Source organism: Prevotella sp. (assembly GCF_051059605.1).
Classification (GTDB): Bacteria; Bacteroidota; Bacteroidia; order Bacteroidales; family Bacteroidaceae; genus Prevotella.
In genome coordinates this window covers 1029682-1048853 of record NZ_CP050883.1, presented here as the reverse complement: position 1 = coordinate 1048853, position 19172 = coordinate 1029682, and the positions used below count along the sequence as shown (strand labels likewise).

18 protein-coding genes and 1 pseudogene are annotated in these 19172 nt (G+C 37.3%); 10 read left to right on the top strand and 9 right to left on the bottom strand.

Translation table 11 applies throughout. The features are described 5' to 3' along the window. The first annotated feature begins 5 nt into the window (after positions 1 to 5). The 3 genes from HEQ28_RS04245 to HEQ28_RS04235 all read left to right on the top strand — a co-directional run bounded on the left by HEQ28_RS04245 (position 6) and on the right by HEQ28_RS04235 (position 2796). Positions 6 to 1277: a TolC family protein gene (locus HEQ28_RS04245; protein ID WP_434503933.1), complete on the top strand. Its 1272-nt coding sequence runs from the start codon at positions 6 to 8 to the stop codon at positions 1275 to 1277. Between the two features lie 238 nt (positions 1278 to 1515). Continuing rightward, on the top strand, positions 1516 to 2124 hold the full coding sequence (locus tag HEQ28_RS04240; protein WP_434503932.1) for an HAD-IA family hydrolase: 609 nt from the start codon (positions 1516 to 1518) through the stop codon (positions 2122 to 2124). Positions 2125 to 2271: 147 nt separating this feature from the next. Then, positions 2272 to 2796 carry a flavin reductase family protein gene (locus HEQ28_RS04235; RefSeq protein WP_434503931.1) on the top strand — a complete coding sequence of 175 codons (525 nt, stop codon included), beginning with the start codon at positions 2272 to 2274 and terminating at the stop codon, positions 2794 to 2796. 113 nt (positions 2797 to 2909) lie between these two features. On the opposite strand, the gene HEQ28_RS04230 is transcribed toward HEQ28_RS04235, so the two are convergent. The 4 genes from HEQ28_RS04230 to HEQ28_RS04215 are packed head-to-tail and all read right to left on the bottom strand — an operon-like array spanning position 2910 to position 7086. Next, a complete protein-coding gene (locus HEQ28_RS04230; protein ID WP_434503930.1) occupies positions 2910 to 3926 on the bottom strand; it encodes a zinc-binding alcohol dehydrogenase family protein in 1017 nt (338 codons plus the stop codon). A 33-nt stretch (positions 3927 to 3959) separates the two neighbouring features. Then, complete coding sequence (gene fucP / locus HEQ28_RS04225) at positions 3960 to 5216, bottom strand: L-fucose:H+ symporter permease (RefSeq protein ID WP_434503929.1); 1257 nt, start codon at positions 5214 to 5216, stop codon at positions 3960 to 3962. 8 nt (positions 5217 to 5224) lie between these two features. Next, positions 5225 to 6148, bottom strand: a complete 924-nt coding sequence (locus HEQ28_RS04220) for an amidohydrolase family protein (RefSeq protein ID WP_434503928.1) — start codon at positions 6146 to 6148, stop codon at positions 5225 to 5227. A 5-nt stretch (positions 6149 to 6153) separates the two neighbouring features. Continuing rightward, positions 6154 to 7086, bottom strand: coding sequence for an aldo/keto reductase (locus HEQ28_RS04215; RefSeq protein ID WP_301412249.1), 933 nt, complete (start codon positions 7084 to 7086; stop codon positions 6154 to 6156). Between the two features lie 167 nt (positions 7087 to 7253). Here HEQ28_RS04215 and HEQ28_RS04210 point away from each other — a divergent pair, with 167 nt between their 5' ends. From HEQ28_RS04210 to HEQ28_RS04200, 3 genes and pseudogenes are all read left to right on the top strand, one after another. Further along, on the top strand, positions 7254 to 8282 hold the full coding sequence (locus tag HEQ28_RS04210) for a LacI family DNA-binding transcriptional regulator (RefSeq protein WP_434503927.1): 1029 nt from the start codon (positions 7254 to 7256) through the stop codon (positions 8280 to 8282). Continuing rightward, on the top strand, positions 8275 to 9339 hold the full coding sequence (locus HEQ28_RS04205) for an acyltransferase family protein (protein ID WP_434503926.1): 1065 nt from the start codon (positions 8275 to 8277) through the stop codon (positions 9337 to 9339). Before HEQ28_RS04210 ends, HEQ28_RS04205 begins: the two co-directional genes overlap by 8 nt. Positions 9340 to 9381: 42 nt before the next feature. Continuing rightward, positions 9382 to 9504: pseudogene (locus tag HEQ28_RS04200) on the top strand (flavin reductase family protein); the annotation flags it as partial. Between the two features lie 126 nt (positions 9505 to 9630). Here HEQ28_RS04200 and HEQ28_RS04195 read toward each other — a convergent pair. Continuing rightward, on the bottom strand, positions 9631 to 10041 hold the full coding sequence (locus tag HEQ28_RS04195; RefSeq protein WP_434503925.1) for a secondary thiamine-phosphate synthase enzyme YjbQ: 411 nt from the start codon (positions 10039 to 10041) through the stop codon (positions 9631 to 9633). A 1005-nt stretch (positions 10042 to 11046) separates the two neighbouring features. Further along, positions 11047 to 11403, bottom strand: a complete 357-nt coding sequence (locus tag HEQ28_RS04190; RefSeq protein WP_434503924.1) for a cupin domain-containing protein — start codon at positions 11401 to 11403, stop codon at positions 11047 to 11049. Between the two features lie 746 nt (positions 11404 to 12149). Here HEQ28_RS04190 and HEQ28_RS04185 point away from each other — a divergent pair. The 4 genes from HEQ28_RS04185 to HEQ28_RS04170 all read left to right on the top strand — a co-directional run bounded on the left by HEQ28_RS04185 (position 12150) and on the right by HEQ28_RS04170 (position 15000). Next, complete coding sequence (locus tag HEQ28_RS04185) at positions 12150 to 12794, top strand: GIY-YIG nuclease family protein (RefSeq protein ID WP_434503923.1); 645 nt, start codon at positions 12150 to 12152, stop codon at positions 12792 to 12794. Positions 12795 to 12949: 155 nt separating this feature from the next. After that, positions 12950 to 13708, top strand: a complete 759-nt coding sequence (locus HEQ28_RS04180) for an HNH endonuclease (protein WP_434503922.1) — start codon at positions 12950 to 12952, stop codon at positions 13706 to 13708. Between the two features lie 254 nt (positions 13709 to 13962). Beyond that, entirely contained in the window at positions 13963 to 14490 is a 528-nt protein-coding gene (locus HEQ28_RS04175; protein ID WP_434503921.1) for an STM3941 family protein, read from the top strand. A gap of 87 nt (positions 14491 to 14577) precedes the next feature. Continuing rightward, on the top strand, positions 14578 to 15000 hold the full coding sequence (locus HEQ28_RS04170) for a GNAT family N-acetyltransferase (RefSeq protein ID WP_434503920.1): 423 nt from the start codon (positions 14578 to 14580) through the stop codon (positions 14998 to 15000). 204 nt (positions 15001 to 15204) lie between these two features. Here HEQ28_RS04170 and HEQ28_RS04165 read toward each other — a convergent pair whose 3' ends face one another. From HEQ28_RS04165 to gnd, 3 genes are read right to left on the bottom strand one after another with little or no spacing between them, the layout of a single operon-like run. Then, the gene (locus HEQ28_RS04165) at positions 15205 to 15891 is read right to left on the bottom strand and encodes a 6-phosphogluconolactonase (protein ID WP_434504423.1); all 687 of its coding nucleotides are present in this window, start codon (positions 15889 to 15891) and stop codon (positions 15205 to 15207) included. Positions 15892 to 15913: 22 nt separating this feature from the next. After that, positions 15914 to 17401, bottom strand: coding sequence for a glucose-6-phosphate dehydrogenase (gene zwf, locus HEQ28_RS04160; RefSeq protein WP_434503919.1), 1488 nt, complete (start codon positions 17399 to 17401; stop codon positions 15914 to 15916). Between the two features lie 22 nt (positions 17402 to 17423). Beyond that, complete coding sequence (gnd, locus tag HEQ28_RS04155) at positions 17424 to 18893, bottom strand: decarboxylating NADP(+)-dependent phosphogluconate dehydrogenase (protein WP_434503918.1); 1470 nt, start codon at positions 18891 to 18893, stop codon at positions 17424 to 17426. Positions 18894 to 19172 lie beyond the last annotated feature (279 nt).

The following is a 19172-nucleotide window of genomic DNA, read 5'->3' as shown; positions in this document are numbered from 1 at the left end:
TATTAATGTTTTCAACAGCTGTATATGCTGGTAATATTGTAAAAGCCGATTCTCTTAAAGTGACACCAACGTTCAGAGAGTTTTTTGCAGATGTTCATTTACAACACCTTGTAGAGCAGGCTGTGGATTCTAATCTCGATTTGCGTAATGCCCGCTTAAAAATTGTTGAGGCTCAGGCTATATTGGGTAATGCTCGCAATGCTCTTTTGCCTAAAGTCACATTTGATGCGAATGCTGATATCCAACGTTTTGGCGACTCTTCTTTGAAAACTTATAAAATAGGTGCTACTCCAAGTTGGGAAGTGGATATCTCTGGTAGACAGAGAAATTCTAAATATAGTGCAGCTGCATCTTTGGAATCGTCTTATGCTTATGTTCTCACTGTTCAGACAGAGTTGGTTGCTACATTGGCTAAAAGTTATTATACATTACTGATGCTTGATGAGCAAAAGAGTATAAGCATGCATTCACTAAGTAATTGGCAAAATACAGTTGAGACATTAAAGGCTCTGAGTGATGCTGGATATAATAATGAGACTGCAGTTCTTCAGGCAAGAGCCAATATTGTAGGACTTCAGTCATCTATATTAACTCTGGATAAGAGTATTTCTGATACTGAGAGTAGCATCTGCTTGATGCTTAATACTCCTTTTCATCATATTATCAGAGACAACTTGTCTGTGCAATCTTTTCCCGAAGATATAGCAACTAATGGTGTGCCTCTAATTATGATTGATCAACGCCCTGATGTTTGTCAAGCACGTTTACAACTTCTAGCGACAGGGTATGATACTAAGGTGGCTCGTGCCATGTTTTATCCACAATTCACTTTGTCAGGATTTTTAGGTTGGACAAATAATGGTTTAGTAATTACCAATCCTGGTAAGATATTGATGGATGCTCTTGGTTCGCTTACTATGCCTTTGCTGAATCATGGAGCAATAAAGTCAAATTTAGAGATAGCTAAGTCACGCCAAGAACAGGCAAAACTGGCTTTTCAAAAGTCTATATTGGCTGCTGGCAAGGAAGTTAATGATGCTTTAACAGAATGGCAAACTGCTAAGCATCAGATTGAAAAGTCTAATTTACAGATATCTATTCTAAAAGAAACTGTAGATAAAACAAAACTTTTGATGGAAAACACCTCATCTACATATCTAGAGGTGCTTACGGCTGAGCAGTCTCTTCTATCTGCAGAAATGTCGCTTACTCAAAATCAATATTCACGCATTGAAGCTATTATCACGCTTTATAAGGCTATGGGGGGAGGAATCTAGAATTACTCAATAGTAGTTCTTATATAAAATGTGACGTTCTATGTTTGGTAATTCGATAATCTTTCTTTGATTATCGAATTACCATTATTTATTTAATAATGGCAGATAAATTTTCTTGTGCTGATTGTCATTCAATGTTTTGTTTTGCAGTTATCTTTATAATATTAAACTCATATATACTAATTATTTCTTTGAAATCCCAATCGTTTCAATTATCTTTGCAGAAAAAGATAGTCTTATGATTAAAAATATAGTTTTCGATTTCGGTGGTGTGCTAGTGCAGTATGACTTTGAGGGTTTCTTCGCTAATATATTAGGTAGCAGGGAACAAGGAGAATGGTTTATGGATAATGTTTTGCCACATAGGATTAATAATGATATGGATCTTGAGTTTCATAATTTCCGTTATTATATTGAACAGCAGCAACGACTTTGGCCTGACTATGCTGAGGCTTTGGATATCTTTGATAAGCATTATATTGATGTCTTTACTTGCGAAACAGAAGGCATTAGAGATATATTGCTAACTCTTAAAACTCGTGGTTATAGAATTTTGGGACTATCTAATTGGTCGAGTAGAGTATATGATGTGATTGATAAATTTGATATTTTCAATTTGATTGAAGATAGTCTTATTTCTAAGGATGTGCATCAGCTTAAACCTAATAAGGATATATATGAATCATTTCTCAATAAGTTCCATGTTAAAGCTGACGAATGCGTATTCATAGATGATAAATCTGAAAATATTGAAGGCTGTAAAACTGTCGGAATGAACGGAATCGTTTTTAAGAATAGCAAACAGCTTAAGCAAGAACTTGATAAACTTTTGCAATCTGATATCTAGATTTATAGTTCATAGCTAGTTGCGTAATTTAGTTTAATGATTATCAATTAAAACTACTATTTACAGTTCTTTATATATTGAGTCTATATATTTAAATTCGTGATATTGAGCAATGCGTAGTAGATTAATAAATATAAAAGGAGTAATATGAAAGAGATTAACTACAAGGACATGAAGTTCAATCCGTTTAACCTCATTGGAGGTGAATGGATGTTAGTGACTGCAGGTAACGAGCAGTCTGGTTGTAACACTATGACTGCATCTTGGGGGCATCTCGGATGCTTATGGGGACATAATGATCCTACGGCAATTATTTATCTGCGCCCATCACGTTACACGAAGGAATTTGTAGACAAGGAAGAGTATTTCACACTTTGCGTAATGGATAAGTCTTTCAAGAAACAGATGGCATATTTAGGTAGTACGTCTGGTCGTGATGAGGATAAGGTTGCCAGAACAGGCCTTACACCTGTATATGCTAATGATACTGTTTACTTCTCAGAAGCTAAGCTTGTACTTATCTGTAAGAAAGAATATAAGGCAGAACTTCAGGATAGCGGTTTTATTTATCAAGACACGATAGATGAGTGTTATCCCAAAGGTGACTTCCATACTATGTATGTGGGCAAGATTGAGAAGGTTTTGGTACGTGATGATGAGTATCTGAAATAAATGAGCTGTGCCCGATTGACTAATCGTGGCAATCTCTATATATAAAAATTGCCTTCAATCTTTGCAGACATACATCATGCAGATTGAAGGCAATATTTTTAATCTTGGTTCTATTAGAATTTAACGAGAATACGGAAAACTTTACCAGGATTAGAAGCCCACTGCTTCATAGCATCAAAAGCTCCATCAGGACCAGTCTCGTTTGATATAAGTTCGTCTACAGGGCAATTACCTGCTTTAAGGTAATTTATCACTGCACGGAAATCAGCAGGAAGAGCATTTCTTGAACCACGAATATCAAGTTCTTTCTGAACAAACAATTTGGTTTGAAAACTTACTTCTGTTTTGCTATAACCAATGTATGTCACTCTGCCCGTAAAACTTACTTCTTCAATAGCCATAACGTATGTAGCCGGACTTCCTACTGCCTCTACAACTACATCTACGCCGAATCCGCCTGTAATACTTTGTATCCGTTCGTGAACATTTTCAGTCATCGAATTAACAGTATATGCTGCTCCTATTCTTTTAGCCAAAGCAAGTTTCTCATCATCTATGTCTACTGCTATCACTGATGCACCTCTCTGAGATGCACGGATAACTGCACCTAGACCGACCATTCCACAACCTACAACCATAACAAACTCATTGTCAATAACCTGAGCACGAGAAACAGCATGAAATCCAACACTCATCGGTTCGATAAGCGCACATGTGCGACTTGATATTCCTTCGGCTGGTATTATTTTCTGCCATGGCAATACTGCATATTCGCACATGACTCCATTACGCTGTACACCTAGTGTCTCGTTATGTTCGCAAGCATTAACACGCCCATTTCTACATGATGCGCATTTACCACAGTTTGTATATGGGTTTAGTGTTACGTTCATTCCTTTTGTGAAACCTTCAGGCACTCCTTCGCCTATTTTTTCTATTACGGCGCCTACCTCATGACCTGGAATAATGGGCAGATTTACCATTGGGTTTCTTCCTAAAAATGTATTCAAATCTGAACCGCAGAAGCCTACATATTCTATTTTAACCATCACCTCACCGACACCTAATACAGGTTTGTCGATGTCAACTACTCTCATTTCATGAGGGTTTACTATTTGAACTGCTTTCATAATTTATATATTTAAATCTTTAATTTCTTGATATTATGATTTTATCTTGTAACCTTTCCATCCGTAGTATGCACAGAAGGCGAAACATATCATCGGCACGATATATGCGATGTAATATATATGTTCGTTGCAGTGCATGATATAAGCTGTAAACTGGGGTAGGCAGGCGTTACCGACGATTGCCATGACCAGAAATGCCGAGCCACTTTTGGTCTGATCACCAAGTCCTTTAAGTGCCAACGAAAACTGTGTAGGATACATGATAGACATGAAGAACGATACGCCAAGCATACAATACAGTCCTACTATTCCTCCTGTTGTTACAATAACGCAGCATAATATTATATTGATGATTGCGTATGTAAGCAGCATATTTTGAGGGCGGAACTTCACCATCAGTGCGGTACCAATCCAACGGCCCGCCAAAAACGATAGCATATACAGACCAAAGAATGTTGTAGCTGTTTTCTCGTCTATCCCTGCATACGAACAACAGTAGACCAAGAATAGGCTATTTACGGCTGTCTGTCCTCCGTTGTAGAAGAACTGAGCTATTACTCCCCAACGAAGATGTGAATGTTTCAATACGCTGAAATCGATCAATTTCTCATCTTTTACTTCTGCATTGCTCTTGCTTTCATCACCGATCTTTGGAAGTTTGTAGAAAATAAATACTACCGCAACTATTATCAATAATATTGCGAGCATAAGGTAGGGTAGTTTCATCGCATCCGTTTCTGATTGGATGTATCCTGCCCATCCACCTTGATAAGCAGCCGGAAGTGTTTCTCTTGTATAGTTTGCGCCTGAAAGTACTAACTTGCTAAGAAACATAGCCGCAATGAAAGCTCCCAGTCCATTAAACGACTGAGCTAGATTGAGTCTGCGTTCTGCTGTTTCTGGGCTTCCTAATATTGTAACATAAGGGTTTGCCGCTGTTTCAAGGAAACACATTCCTGTAGCTATAACGAAGAATATGCACAGGTATGCCCAGTATGCTTTTAATATCGCTGCAGGGAAGAATAGTAAGCCTCCACAAGCAGCAAGCAACAGACCGAAGATAATACCAGCCTTGTAGCTATAACGTTTAAGAAACATCGCTATTGGTATTGGGAAAATGAAGTATGCCAGCCAATATGCGCTCTCAGTGAATGAAGCTTGAAAAGGATTCAGTTCACATGTTTTCATCAACTGTCTTATCATCGTAGGCAATAGGTTACTGCTTATCGCCCATAAGAAGAAAAGGCAAAATATCAATGCCAAAGGTATTTTATAAGATTGTTTTTTCATAATAATGTTTATTCAGACATGTTTTTAATATAAGGCATCTCCGGGAAAGTACCGAATCCATAGAATTTACGCGCATTCTCACCAAGGAATAGGCATTTTTCTTGTTCGGTAAAATCAGAAGACTTTGTAATGAAGTCGTACGACATACGATAGGTTATAGCTGTAATGGTACGTGGATAGTCTGATCCCCACATCAGTTTATTCATACCCACTAGGTCAGCAGCCTCACGTATCGCTTTTACAGCTCCCTTGAAAGGATAGAATTCGTCATTGAAGAGCCATGTGATACCGCCTGATTCTATCATGACATTCTCATTACGGGCAAGCATTATCTGGTCTTTCCATCCCTTGCAAGTTACCATTCCGAAATGTCCCAAAGCTATTTTCAGGTTTGGACACTCTTCTATCACTTCTTTTATTTCAGGTATCTGGGTCGTGCCTTCCTCTAATACCAGGGAGAGAATAATGCCGTTATCCTCCATATAATGGAACATCTGCATCATTTCTTCGCAGTTAAGTTTTACACGCCCATCAGCTGTCTGCAATCTATGACCAGGTATGGCTATAGCTTTAAATCCCCTTGGAACTAATTGTTTAGCCTCTTCAAGGTAACCAGCTCTGTGATAATCACATAGCCCGCATACAAGAAACCTATCGCCGAAGCGTGATGCTACGTCAGCAAGATAATCATTCTGGCATCCGTCTATGAATTCCTGAGTAACTACAGCAGCTTCAACCTGCGCATAATCCATGTTTGAGATAAATACTTCGGCGCTGTTTTTCCCGTCTATCATAAAGGGTGGAAGCATCTGGCGCATCTCGCCCATAAACATAGACCTTCCGTTATCACATGTCTTTATCTCTTTTCCATTCACCACAGTGTCTTGTTTGTGCCACAAGTGAGAATGTGCGTCTATAATATGATAATACATGTCTCTTATGTATTAGACCAACTAACACGTTGCTGATCACCTATAATATCTCTTACCTCTTTTACCAAGTCCCAATCAATCGGCTCATTTATTGAGTCAATGTTTTTCTTCACATTCTCTGGGTTAGTTGTGCTGAAGAGTGTTGTTGCTATTCTGTCATTACTTACAGAGAATTGCATTGCGAGTTTTTCAATAGGGAAATTCTTTGTCTTACAATATTCGGCAGCTTTGGCGCAAGCCTCAATCAATGATTTTGGTGCAGGATGCCAATCAGGTACTCCTCTTTCTGTGAGTAATCCCATAGACAGAGGTGAAGCATTAATGATTCCAACTCCTTTCTGTTCGAAATAATCAAGAAAATCAGCAAGTTTATCATCGCACAGACAGTAATGGCAAAAGTTGAGTACCGATTCTACCGTACCTTCTGGAACACGGTCAATGACCCATTTCAAGTTTTCTAGTTGCAGGTCTGTTATGCCGACGTGCTTTACTACGCCTTCTTCTTTCAACTTTACAAGAGCAGGCAAAGTCTCGTCTACCACCTGATGAAGATCTGCAAATTCAATATCGTGTACATTGATAATATCCAGATAGTCCACATTCAGACGTTCCATACTTTCATACACGCTGGCTGTGACCTTCTTTGCAGAATAATCCCACGTGTTTTTGCCGTTTTCGCCGTATCTTCCAACCTTTGTTGAAAGATAATATTTGTCTCTCTTAATATCTTTAAGAGCCTTACCAAGCACCGTTTCGGCCTTGTAATATCCATAATATGGAGATACATCAATAAAGTTAATGCCCGATTCTATCGCTGTAAAGACAGCATCGATGCCCTGTTTTTCTTTAAGGTCATGGAATACGCCCCCCAAAGAAGAGGCACCAAAACCAAGAGAAGATACTTTCATACCGGTTTTACCGATTTCATGATATTGCATAATTGTTTATTATTTAGTTAGTATGCCGCAAAGATAAAAATAAATAAATCACCTACAATTCTAATGATAAGCAAAACGTTACGTAATGGGTTACGTTAAAACTAGTTTCTTATACTTTTTAATTTATTTATTTTTGTATATTTGTGGACTTAAATGATTTACTACAGATGGAAAGCAAGAAATATATCTCCATGAAGGATATAGCAAAAAAGCTAGGCGTGTCTATACCTACGATATCCAGGGCGTTGAAAAACAGTCCTGAGATAAGCGATGAGCTATGCGAAAAAGTGAAAAGACTAGCTAAAGATCTGAATTACCGTCCCAATCCTTTTGCAATGAGTCTGCGCAAAAACGCTCCACGTACAATAGGTTTGATAGTGCCTGATATTGTTACTCATTTTTTTTCTTCTATCGTTAAAGGTATTGAAGAGACGGCTGTTGCTAATGGATATTTTGTTATTATAACCACAAGTAGTGAAAATAGTGAACATGAGAAACGCAACATCGAGAATCTTGTTAATATGAGGGTGGAGGGCATCATAGCATGTCTATCACAAGACACAACAGATTATTCTCATTTTCTTGCACTCAAAGATATTAATATGCCGGTAGTTCTTTTCGATCGCACCTGCATGCCGGATAAGTTTTCTACGGTAATCGCTGACGGGGCAAAATCTTCTCAAATGGCTACGCAGCACTTTATAGATAATGGCAGTCACCGCATTGCCTTTATTGGCGGTCCGAATCATCTTGATATAGTAAGAAGGAGAAAACATGGTTATCTGGAAGCATTGCGTGCCAACAAAATACCTATAGAAAAAGAGTTAGTGGTATGCAGAAAAATAGATTATCAGGAAGGTAAAATAGCCACCGAACAATTATTGTCATTACCCAATCCCCCCGATGCAATCCTTGCGATGAATGATACTCTTGCCTTTGCAGCAATTGACGTTATCAAGAGCCATCATCTCAATATTCCCAACGATGTTGCTATCATCGGATACACAGATGAGGAGCATGCCAATTATGTGGAACCTAAATTGTCGGCAGTATGCCATCAAACGTATCTGATGGGGCAGTCAGCTTGCGAACTGCTATTATCGCAGATAAAAGGTGATACCAAAGTAAAGCAAATCATAGTACCTACCCAACTTCAAATAAGGGAAAGCAGCAAAAAAACACACAATTATGAATAAAACTCGTTATTATTATCTTGATGCCTTGCGCGTCTTTCTTTCATGTATCGTATTCTACCACCATTCTGCTATCGCTTTTGGAGCTTCTGGTGGTTGGTATAATAAAGCTGTTGTTACAACTACAGGTTTAACACAAGCATTGCTTTCTGCATCAATGGGGATAGACCAATCCTACTTTATGAGCCTTTTCTTCTTTATTTCCGCACTACTGATTCCTTCATCTTTTCATAGGAAAGGAACTAAAGTATTCCTTTTTGATAGACTTAATCGACTAGGTATTCCATTGGCAATATATTTTTTCATTCTCAACCCATTACTAAATTATTGGATATATGGTTGTTGGGGAAGTTTCGGTCTAGGTCCAATGTGGTTTGTCTTTACATTACTATTATTTGAATCATTATATGTAGTTTGCCAGAAGTTACCCAACGTGTCATTTCTTAATTGTAGTAAACCATCTACGCTGGGAATCATATTTTTCATGTTTATAAGTGGGGCTGTAGCATTTCTTGTGAGACTTATCGTTCCTACAGGGAATACTGTTTTTGGATTGCAACTGGGTTATTTCCCACTATATATAGGAATGTATGCACTCGGTATAGTTGCCCAACACAACAACTGGATGGATAATATAAATATCAAAGACTCAAAACCATGGTTTCTTTTAGCTATATTAATTGGAATCCCTGCAATGCTCATAACGATGGGCAGTTGTAGTAATAAAATGGAAAACTTCTCTGGAGGATGGAATATGCAGGCAGTTTTCTATGCATTTTGGGAACCTATAATGTGTGTTGGTATATCTTACTTTTTATTGACATTGAGTAAGAAAATTTTCAATAGACCCAATCGTATCATACAAAAACTATCTGATAATAGTTTTGCATTCTATTTTATACATCCATATGTTGTTGTAGGATTCACATTTTTAGTAGGATTATTTGCAATTGCCCCAATTGCAAGCCTTGCCGTAGTATGTATTTTAGGTATACCCACATGTTTCATTATAGCAATGATTATAAAGTATTGCTTTAGATTTATAGGGATAAAACTATAATAATATACCGTTGGTGGAATTAAATCTTCAAATAATAAGGTTGAACTCCAGGATAGTGGATTTATCTATCAAGACACGATAGATGAAAGTTATCCAAAACGCGACTTCCACGCGATGTATGTAGGCAAGATTGAGAAAGTTTTGGTACGTGATGATGAGTATTAAAATAGCGAATAGATCATTGGCTAAATGAACAAAAGAGTAGGGACGTTTACATTTGTAAACTTCCCCTTTTATGATGTTCGTGTTTATGCCGCTTTTAGAAAATGTTCTTTAATGGGATCACTTATTTTATTCAATAATTGTAGCCACAATATGTCGACTTCCTCCATGATTGCGGAATTCACATAAATAAATACCTTGCCATGTACCAAGATTCAATTTCCCGTTTGTGATGGGAATGTTGATGCTAGCTCCTGTAATAATGCTTTTTGCATGAGCCGGCATGTCATCGGCTCCTTCGAGTGTATGCTCGTAGTAACTTTGATTTTCTGGTATAAGATGATTGTATATACTTTCCATATCACTACGCACAGAGCTATCCCAGTTTTCGCAAATAGACAGAGCACAACTTGTGTGCTGAATAAATAAATTAAGCAGTCCTATTCTTGGTAATTGTGGAATATGTTCCATAATCTCATCTGTTATAAGATGAAATCCTCTGCGTCGAGCCTTTAATGAAAAATCTATTTGTTGTGCCATTGTTTTTGTTTAGTTTTTACTGATAAAGCAAAAGTAAAAAGAAAAATCGATAAAACATATCTATTAATAAAAAAATGTAAGTCTTTCCGATTATAATGTTGAAGAAAATAATTTGATGTGTTTATTGGTGTGGCTTACCTATAGCGATTCTTATTTTTAGCTACGAAGCTACGGCATTGCCAGAATCCCTTTTAAACAAAGGGATTGATATATAAAATAATAATATATTTAGCTACGGTCAGCTACGTACTAGCTACGTCAAGAAGGTGCGTTTCTATATAGTAATGGCTGTTTGAAACAAAACAAAAGGTGAATTTATACCAGAAAAACAACAAACAAAGATTATTATAATGCGCGCGCGTACTAGGACTTTTCGAAATATAAGTGTCGAAGTGTCTAATAGTTGATTACCAGTAGGTTAGGCGTGATTTAAGTGTCGGTAAGGTGTCGGTAAGGTGTCGGCATTTTTTGGTTTTTATCAATCAAACATAAAATGGCATACAAAATGAGTGCGAATTTTCATTCCATTAATGTAATGCACATTTTACCGACACTTCACCGACACCTTACCGACACTTGTTTTGAACATAACTTGTTGATAGTCAACAAATAGACACTTCGACACTTTTTTTTAGAAAACTATATGTAGAAAGAATGAAATATAGAAGACTGGCAGAAGAGCATAACGTGTAGATTCAAGTGGACATATATCTATATTCGGTCTTATATCCTCTAATAATTGTGTTGTGCATCTTATTTACTGCTGTTTTAATTACCGCAATCTGTTTCTACGATCAAACGTTTCCATTCCTACGACATAAAGTTTTCATTCCATCGATCAAACGTTTGCGTTTCTACGATATAAAGTTTCCATTCCTACGATCAAATGTTTCTATTCTATCGATAAAACGCCTGCTCAATAGTGAACAGGCGTTTGAATCGTATTGATAAAATATAATCGCTTAATTAATCCTTTTTATATTTCAAAGTTTTTTAAAAAAATGCTTATAGTATTATTGCATCATTAGCTGTGAATCCGCCTATAGAGCCAGCCTTAGTCTGAATACAGATGTAAGTGATCGCGCTATCATCTGCAGCACGTAGCTGACGTTTTGCAGAAGCATCTACACGCAACCAGTCACCAACATTTAGAGTAATATCCTCATCGTCAATATTCATAATGCCTTTGCCAGATAAAACTGTATATACTTCTTCGTTCTTAGTATGCTGATGAACGAAAGGTATTTGTCCACCTGCTGGCATTGTGTTTACAGATATCTCAGATCCTGTAAGGTTTAGTAACTCGTGTAATTCTGTGCGCGCCGCATCCTTCTCAACTGTTGTCTTCTTAAAATTCTTCATACTTATTATTATTTATACTTTAATGTTTTTGCAAAGTTACGTTATCATAATGTCATTTGCAATAAGATACTAAATAGTAAGATAGTTACCAAAAAGTAGGAATTGTATGTGATGAGCCTTCGCGACAATCTACTTTAACTAAGTTTTATAATTAAAATGCAATAGGTTAGTGATTCCCAAATACTATCCAATGACTTTTTGTGCTATAAATCCGATTTATCTTAAGAATAAAAATGCGTTAGAAATTAAAGATAATAAGCGTTTTATCGTTAAAACGCTACTTCATGACGTAGCTAGACCGTAGCTTGTCGTAGCTAAAATATAGTATTATTATATCTCAATCCCTTTGTTTAAAGGTGATCAACACGATGACGTAGCTTCGTAGCTAAAAAATGAAGAACACATGTAACAACTGGATATTGCGTGAAAAAGTTATGATATGCAATTATAGATTAATAGTATAACTCCAAAGGATAATTAAATGCAAAAAGCGAATTAAATAAGATGACGGTATATGTACTAAATATTGATAACTGACAAATGCATTTTGGGTTAGTTAAAGCATAGAGGGTAATAATGCCTGATTATTCAGATGAAAATTTATATGAAATAGTATTTTTGTAAGCAATGAATACTTTATCTTGAAATTAATTTTGTAAATTTGCATTGTTTAGTGATAGAATGATTGCATCTAGGCAAGATAAGATTTCTATAAAAAACAAGTTTTACTTACAAAGATTATATTTATGAAAGAACATGGATATGTTTATATCCTCACAAATCCTTCTTTTAAAGAGGATTGGGTTAAGATAGGGAAGAGTTCAAGATCTGTGGATGTACGTTCTAAAGAGCTGGACAATACAGCTGTGCCATTGCCATTTGAAATCTATGCTACGCTAAAAACTTCTAAGTATAACGAGGTGGAGAAGTTGGTGCATAAGACTATTGACCGTCTTACAGATTTGCGTATTCGCCAAAACCGTGAGTTCTTTAATGTTTCACCAGAAGTAGCTTTGTCTATCCTTAAGGATATTGCGAATACTATTGATGATGCTGAAATTTTTGAAACCCAAAGATCAGGTGAAGATTCTGATGGAGACGATAGTCACGCCCATGTAGAAAGACGAGGTAGATTTAAGTTTTCTTTAGTCAATATACCTATTGGCTCAGAATTAACTTTCGATCCTACTGGCATTAAAGTTAAAGTTGCCAGTGACGATACAATAGAGTTTCAAGATCGCATTTATAAGCTATCACCATTCGTTGGAACATTTATGCCCGAAGATAAACGTAATACTTCTGGTGCATATCAAGGTGCAAAGTTTTTTAGCTACAAAGGTAAGATTCTTGATGATTTACGCAAGGAATTGGAATGCTCCAATTCTATATAGATGATTAAATAATGGGTATTTCATCATCAGGACACTATATGGTGGGATAGTGTTTATAGAACAGGTTTGTCACACGATAATCTATTTGCATAAAGGAAGTTTAGCTGGGGCTTCGTTTCGTAGCTAAGAAATGAAACACACATAAATAATAAACAATGAATAATTGGACAGAAAAAGAAACCATAGTAGCCTTTAATCTATATTGCAAGTTACCTTTTGGAAAATTAAATCAATACAATCCAGAGATAATAAAGTTAGCAGAACTACTTGGGAGAAACCCTTCGGCTGTTAACATGAAATTATGTAATATGGCTCGTTTAGATCCTTCTTTGCAAAAGAGAGGTGTCGCAGGTCTAACTCATGGAGCTAAACTAGAACAGATTGTCTGGGATAAATTTGTTGATAATCCAGATGAGCTAGCATATCAAAGTGAGAAGTTAATAGCTGAATTTTCTCATAAGAATATAGAGGAAGTTGCTGGTTTAGACATAAGTAAACTTCCTGATGGTAAGGAAAGAGAGTCAATAGTGAAAGTGAGGGTTAATCAATCTTTCTTTAGAGATGTTGTCTTAAATTCGTATGACCATTGTTGTTGTATATCTGGAGTGGCAAATGATAAACTTTTAGAGGCAAGTCATATAATAGACTGGTCTGATGATGTTAAGAATAGGACAAATCCATGTAATGGTTTATGTCTGAATGTGTTTTTTCATCGTGCCTACGATAAACTGTTATTGGCAATAACGCCTGATTTAAAAGTTTCTGTATCAGAAGAACTTTTAGTAACTACACGTGATGAAAAATTCAAAAAGTACTTGTCGCTTATTGATGGGCAAGAAATTAATAGTCCTTCAAAGTTCTCCCCAAATAAAGAGTTCCTTGATATGCATTATCAGAAATATGTGAACAGATAAAGTTAAATATGCCGATAGCAAAACCATATTATATCATGAGTAGTAGCCTTACGTTGGCGTTCCAAAAATATAATAGCTGCTTATAGGTTTGTTTGATTATTATTAATTATGGAGAATTTATATGATGACTGTTATATGAGTTTTGTTGAAAAATAGAGACGAATTACGCTTAAATAATATCTAATAATCAGTTAATGCGATAATAATTTATTAACTTTGCACTTTGTTTATGAACTTAATTTATTAATAATCAGATGGAGAATAAAACATATAAGATTTTTTATACATGGAAGATGATATTGATTTCATTTCTATGTTTGTTGTTAGGGGTAGTGGCATTTAGAATGGCTATGAGTAAAAGCTGGTCATATTTTCGTGATATATTTATGGGCGTAGCCGGAGTCGCCCTTTTCCTTGTTGGATTGTTTATGATCATTTATATTTTCTATTCTTATATTTACCATATTCCAGTATTCGAAATTTGTGAAGACCGCATCAAAATGCATTCTTTATTTAAGAACAAACATGTAGACCTGATGTTTGAAGATGTTGAGAATTTCCAACTTTATAGTTATAAACATAACAAGCAAATAAGGATCATATATACAAATTCTGGTTATAGTAAGCTTGTAGAAAAATCAGGTATAGTGAAAAAGAAACTCATAAAGTTTAATGTAGGCTTGACAGGCAATGTAGGAAGTCTTAATGTATCTAATATGTCTATGAAGCCTAAAGAGATTTATGCAATACTAGCAGAGCAACTTAGAAAATATAAAGAATAAACATTATTGATATTATATCACATAGGGTATATTACTTATGTTTAACTAGCATAATATACCCTTAAAGGTATAAAATAATAGCAACTTATGAATTTGAGAATACAACTTGATACAACAAATATAGATTGGAATGTGGTGGTAGACATCCTACAAAAGGCTGGGATGGCTAATCGTACAGCTGAAATCCATCAACGGGCATTTAATAATAGTCATACTGTTGTTTTTGTGTTCGATGCAGATAATCTGGTAGGCTTTGGAAGAGCAATATCTGATGGGGAATACCAAGCTGCTATATATGATGTAGCTGTTCTGCCAAGTTACCAAGGTAAAGGAATCGGTAAAACAATTGTCCGTACTATAGTTGGAAATATACCTAACTGTAGTTTTATTTTATATGCTGCTCCAGGCAAAGAAAAGTTTTATGAAAAGGAAGGCTTCAAGAAGATGAAAACAGGCATGGCTTTGTTTGTCGATGCAGAAAAGATGAAAGACAAAGGTTTTATAGAATAGTAAAATAACGACTTACATAACAATGGAATGATACGATAAAAACTTAAGATGATATGCCAATATACAATGTATGTCATCTTAAGTCTTTACGATATCACTCCATAAAATGCTAATACTATTTATTAAACTAAAAGTTTTATATAATTGATATAAATGATTGATGTTTAATGTTTTAAATTGTGTTTATTAGCCTTGTTTGGTTGACTAAATGTCCTTTAAAACAGCATTGTCGCCAATTAACTCAGGAGCCTTTGCTTGTTGCATGACCCGACTGGCAGGGCAGTCGAAGCCTTCATTGATGATACGGTTGATGATATTGAATTTCCCGCTTCCCGTAACCATAAAAATGGTTTGTTTAGCGTGCATCATCGGCTTTCCTGTCATTGCAACACGTTTGATACCTGTTATGGGATGTACTGAAGGCATATACGGTTGTGAGACGGAGAGTAGGTGTTCTTGTCCAGGGAATATGGACGAAGTATGACCGTCGTCACCAATACCAAGAATGATGCAATCAAATTGCCGAACTTGTGACGTAACCAATTCTGAATATCTCAAAGCTTCTGCTTTCGGGTCGGCTTCACCGATAATGCGAAAAACATTCTCTCCCTCTTTCAAATCCGGTATGCTGTCGGAAAGAAGAACCTTGAAACGACCGTAATTACTGGCATCATCTGTGGGAGGGACACAACGCTCATCCACCCAGAAAAAACGGAATTTCTTCCATGGCGTTATTTGAGCGTATTCGTCTGCCCACAAACGGAAAAGCACATCGGGCGTGGAACCGCCGCTAAGTGCTACATCATATTTCTCGTCATCATTTTTTTCCAAAGCTTGCTCATTCATACGAATAATCAATGAGCGTGCTGCCTCCAATGGAGAACTGAACATGTGGCGGGGAAGTTTTGAAAGTTTAGAGTTCACAGTATTCATCTGTATGTATTAAATTTTTACATGGATTGGTCCAATTACCATTTACGCTTTCTATCAGGGCATTACTCTCCAATGGTCCCCACGTTCCTGCAGGATAACCATAGAGTGGTGCTTCTGGATATTTTTTCCAGTAATCAAGAATCGCGTCGAAATATCTCCATGAAGATTCTACGGCATCTCCACGTGTAAAGAGGGTAGGATCGTTCAGAAGGCAGTCCTCAATGAGACGGGCGTATGGATCACCAGTCTTCACATCACTCAGCCTGTCATAAACAAAATCCATTTCAACCTGTTTGGTCTGGAACCCAGTTCCAGGCAGTTTCATGTCGAAGCGCAACACAATACCTTCGTTAGGTTGGATACGCAATACAAGCTTGTTGGCATGCGGATTAGCCCCATTCACATTGTCAAGTAGCAAATGGTGCACTTTCTTAAAATGAACAACAATCTCTGTTACCTTGGTAGGCATTTGTTTGCCCACTCTGAAAAAGAATGGGACGCCGCTCCATCGCCAGTTGTCTATCTCTGCCTTCATCGCAAAGAAAGTCTCTACACGTGAGTCAGGTGCCACATGAGCCTCTTGGCGGTAAGCAACTTTATCGCCTCCTGCTGTATATTGTCCGCGAATCACATTATCACGGATATAGTCTTCTGTCAGTGGCACCAGTGAATCATACACTTTTACAACCTCATTGCGGAAGCTGTCGGCATCAAACTTTACTGGAGGTTCCATCGTACATAGCGCAAGAAGTTGCACCAGATGGTTCTGAACCATATCACGCATTGTACCTGCTGTCTCATAATATCCTCCACGGTTTTCAATACCCAGATTCTCTACCGAAGTAATCTCTACATAATCAATGTAGTTTCGATTCCAGATAGGTTCGAAGATTGAGTTGGCGAAACGGAAGGCAAGAATATTCTGTGCAGTTTCCTTGCCTAAGAAATGGTCCATGCGATAGACCTGATGTTCCTGAAAGGCGTCTCGGTAAATCGCATTTAGCTGTTTGGCACTGCTTAGGTCATAGCCAAAGGGTTTCTCAACAATAATGCGAGTGTTTTCGCCATTCAATCCGAAGGTTTTTAAATGCTGCGGAATTACGCCATAAAGCAGTGGAGGAGTGGCAAGATAATAAATGACACTCTCGCTATTGCTTGTTTTTAGATGTTCCACAAGTGCTGAGTATTCCTCTTCCTTAGCGGGATCCATTGTTTCGTAGCGGATATGGGAGATGAAACTGTTGATCAGTTCATTATCCCACGCTTCTGGTCTAGTATATTTTGGCAATTGTCCGAGCAGATAATCACGATATTCAGAATCACTGTAAGGAGTACGTCCTACACCTACAATCTCAAACTTCTCCGGTAAATGTTTCTCGGAGAAGATATCAAGGAGTGCCGAAAAGAGCTTACGTTTGGTAAGATCACCTGAGGCACCAAATATGATGAATGATAATGACTTTGGCATAATTACTCATATTTTAATGTGATTATACATTATAACTGCCAGAATGAGTGTTGCCGCCCTTACCGGTCCAGTCTTCATGAAAGAACTCTCCGCGTGGCATATCAATGCGCTCAAAGGTATGTGCGCCAAAGAAGTCACGTAGTGCCTGTATCATATTTGCAGGGAGGTTAGCTGTGGTGAGAGACAAATAGTAGTTGAGAGCCGAACTGAGTGCCGGCACAGGAAGCTCTGCTTGAAGTGCTGTGATTACAAGTCCTTTCCATCCTTTAAGAGCTTGTGCTGTTTCTGCTGCAAACTTAGGCGCAAAGAGTAGGTGCTTAGGTTTCTCTGAAGCTTGGTAAGCATCAGAGATATCATTTAGAAAGGCTGAACGGATGATACATCCTGCACGCCACATTCGGGCGATGGAAGCGAGGTCGAGATTCCACGAAAAGTTGTCAGAAGCCTTTTGTAAGACAGCAAATCCTTGAGCATAAGATACCAATTTGGACGCATAGAGTGCTTGCTCGATATCATCAACAAGTGATAAGTCAGTCGTAGTATCTATGTTACGGTCTTTCGCTAATCGTTCGGCAGCTTCTACACGCAGGTTCTTGTCAGAAGAGAGGCTGCGCTCGAACACTGCTGAAGCAATCAGTCCCAGTGGCATACCAAGTTCCATCGCATTGATGACCGACCACTTACCAGTTCCTTTCTGTCCGGCAGTATCAAGTATCTTATCAATCAAATAGTCGCCGTCCTTATCTCGGTGGCGTAGCACCTGAGCTGATATTTCCATCAGATAACTGTGCAATCGTCCTTCGTTCCAATGTTCAAAAACAGCGGCAATCGCTTCATTATCCATCTTCTTAAGATGTTTCAATAGGAAGTAAGCCTCACTGATGAGTTGCATGTCACCATATTCTATACCGTTATGGATCATCTTCACGAAATGTCCTGAACCTCCAGGACCAACCCAATCACAACAGGGAGTACCATCTTCCGCTATTGCAGCAATCCGCTGTAATATCGGCTTTACATCATTCCATGCAGACTGTGATCCTCCGGGCATGATAGAAGCTCCATTCAATGCACCGAACTCACCACCGCTAACGCCAGTTCCTATAAATCTGAATCCACGTTTTTCTGTTTCAATCACACGGCGATTGCTGTCTTCATAATTAGAGTTTCCACCATCAATGATGATATCTCCCGGTGAAAGTAACGGGAAAAGCTGTTCCATGAGTTGGTCAACAGCATTTCCAGCACGTACCATCATCATAATCTTGCGGGGAGTCTTGATATGTTCTACAAAATTATTGATTTCTGTGCAACCTATAATATTCTTTCCTTTGCCACGTCCATTTACAAACCGTTCTACTACACCTTCTTCAATACCGGGTACAGTACGGTTATATACAGCAACAGCAAAGCCTTTGCTTTCCATATTTAAAACTAGGTTCTCGCCCATAACGGCAAGTCCTATTAAACCAATATCTGCTTTTTTGTCCATAATCAATATTTTAAAATTTATATTAATAATGATCGGGGTTGTTCTTAATATCTATAACAACGCTTTGCAAATATACATTTTATGTTTAATACTTCAAACTTAAATGTGGTATTTCTCAGAAAAAACAGAATAATAGTAAACAGCAGTTGTTTTTATTTTGTTGAATGTTCAGCTAGATACGATATAAAAATAGTTGTGTATGTGGTATTTGTTGTTCTTGGTCGGTTCATGAAATGAAAAATTATAAGAGGATAAATATGGTATAAAAACGAAGGAGCG

Excerpts from the sequence above, each read along its gene's own strand:
- HEQ28_RS04245 (WP_434503933.1), top strand. The coding sequence starts at position 6 with ATGTTTTCAACAGCTGTATATGCTGGTAATATTGTAAAAGCCGATTCT.
- HEQ28_RS04240 (WP_434503932.1), top strand. The coding sequence starts at position 1,516 with ATGATTAAAAATATAGTTTTCGATTTCGGTGGTGTGCTAGTGCAGTAT.
- HEQ28_RS04235 (WP_434503931.1), top strand. The coding sequence starts at position 2,272 with ATGAAAGAGATTAACTACAAGGACATGAAGTTCAATCCGTTTAACCTC.
- HEQ28_RS04230 (WP_434503930.1), bottom strand. The coding sequence starts at position 3,926 with ATGAAAGCAGTTCAAATAGTAAACCCTCATGAAATGAGAGTAGTTGAC.
- fucP (WP_434503929.1), bottom strand. The coding sequence starts at position 5,216 with ATGAAAAAACAATCTTATAAAATACCTTTGGCATTGATATTTTGCCTT.
- HEQ28_RS04220 (WP_434503928.1), bottom strand. The coding sequence starts at position 6,148 with ATGTATTATCATATTATAGACGCACATTCTCACTTGTGGCACAAACAA.
- HEQ28_RS04215 (WP_301412249.1), bottom strand. The coding sequence starts at position 7,086 with ATGCAATATCATGAAATCGGTAAAACCGGTATGAAAGTATCTTCTCTT.
- HEQ28_RS04210 (WP_434503927.1), top strand. The coding sequence starts at position 7,254 with ATGGAAAGCAAGAAATATATCTCCATGAAGGATATAGCAAAAAAGCTA.
- HEQ28_RS04205 (WP_434503926.1), top strand. The coding sequence starts at position 8,275 with ATGAATAAAACTCGTTATTATTATCTTGATGCCTTGCGCGTCTTTCTT.
- HEQ28_RS04195 (WP_434503925.1), bottom strand. The coding sequence starts at position 10,041 with ATGGCACAACAAATAGATTTTTCATTAAAGGCTCGACGCAGAGGATTT.
- HEQ28_RS04190 (WP_434503924.1), bottom strand. The coding sequence starts at position 11,403 with ATGAAGAATTTTAAGAAGACAACAGTTGAGAAGGATGCGGCGCGCACA.
- HEQ28_RS04185 (WP_434503923.1), top strand. The coding sequence starts at position 12,150 with ATGAAAGAACATGGATATGTTTATATCCTCACAAATCCTTCTTTTAAA.
- HEQ28_RS04180 (WP_434503922.1), top strand. The coding sequence starts at position 12,950 with ATGAATAATTGGACAGAAAAAGAAACCATAGTAGCCTTTAATCTATAT.
- HEQ28_RS04175 (WP_434503921.1), top strand. The coding sequence starts at position 13,963 with ATGGAGAATAAAACATATAAGATTTTTTATACATGGAAGATGATATTG.
- HEQ28_RS04170 (WP_434503920.1), top strand. The coding sequence starts at position 14,578 with ATGAATTTGAGAATACAACTTGATACAACAAATATAGATTGGAATGTG.
- HEQ28_RS04165 (WP_434504423.1), bottom strand. The coding sequence starts at position 15,891 with ATGTTCAGTTCTCCATTGGAGGCAGCACGCTCATTGATTATTCGTATG.
- zwf (WP_434503919.1), bottom strand. The coding sequence starts at position 17,401 with ATGCCAAAGTCATTATCATTCATCATATTTGGTGCCTCAGGTGATCTT.
- gnd (WP_434503918.1), bottom strand. The coding sequence starts at position 18,893 with ATGGACAAAAAAGCAGATATTGGTTTAATAGGACTTGCCGTTATGGGC.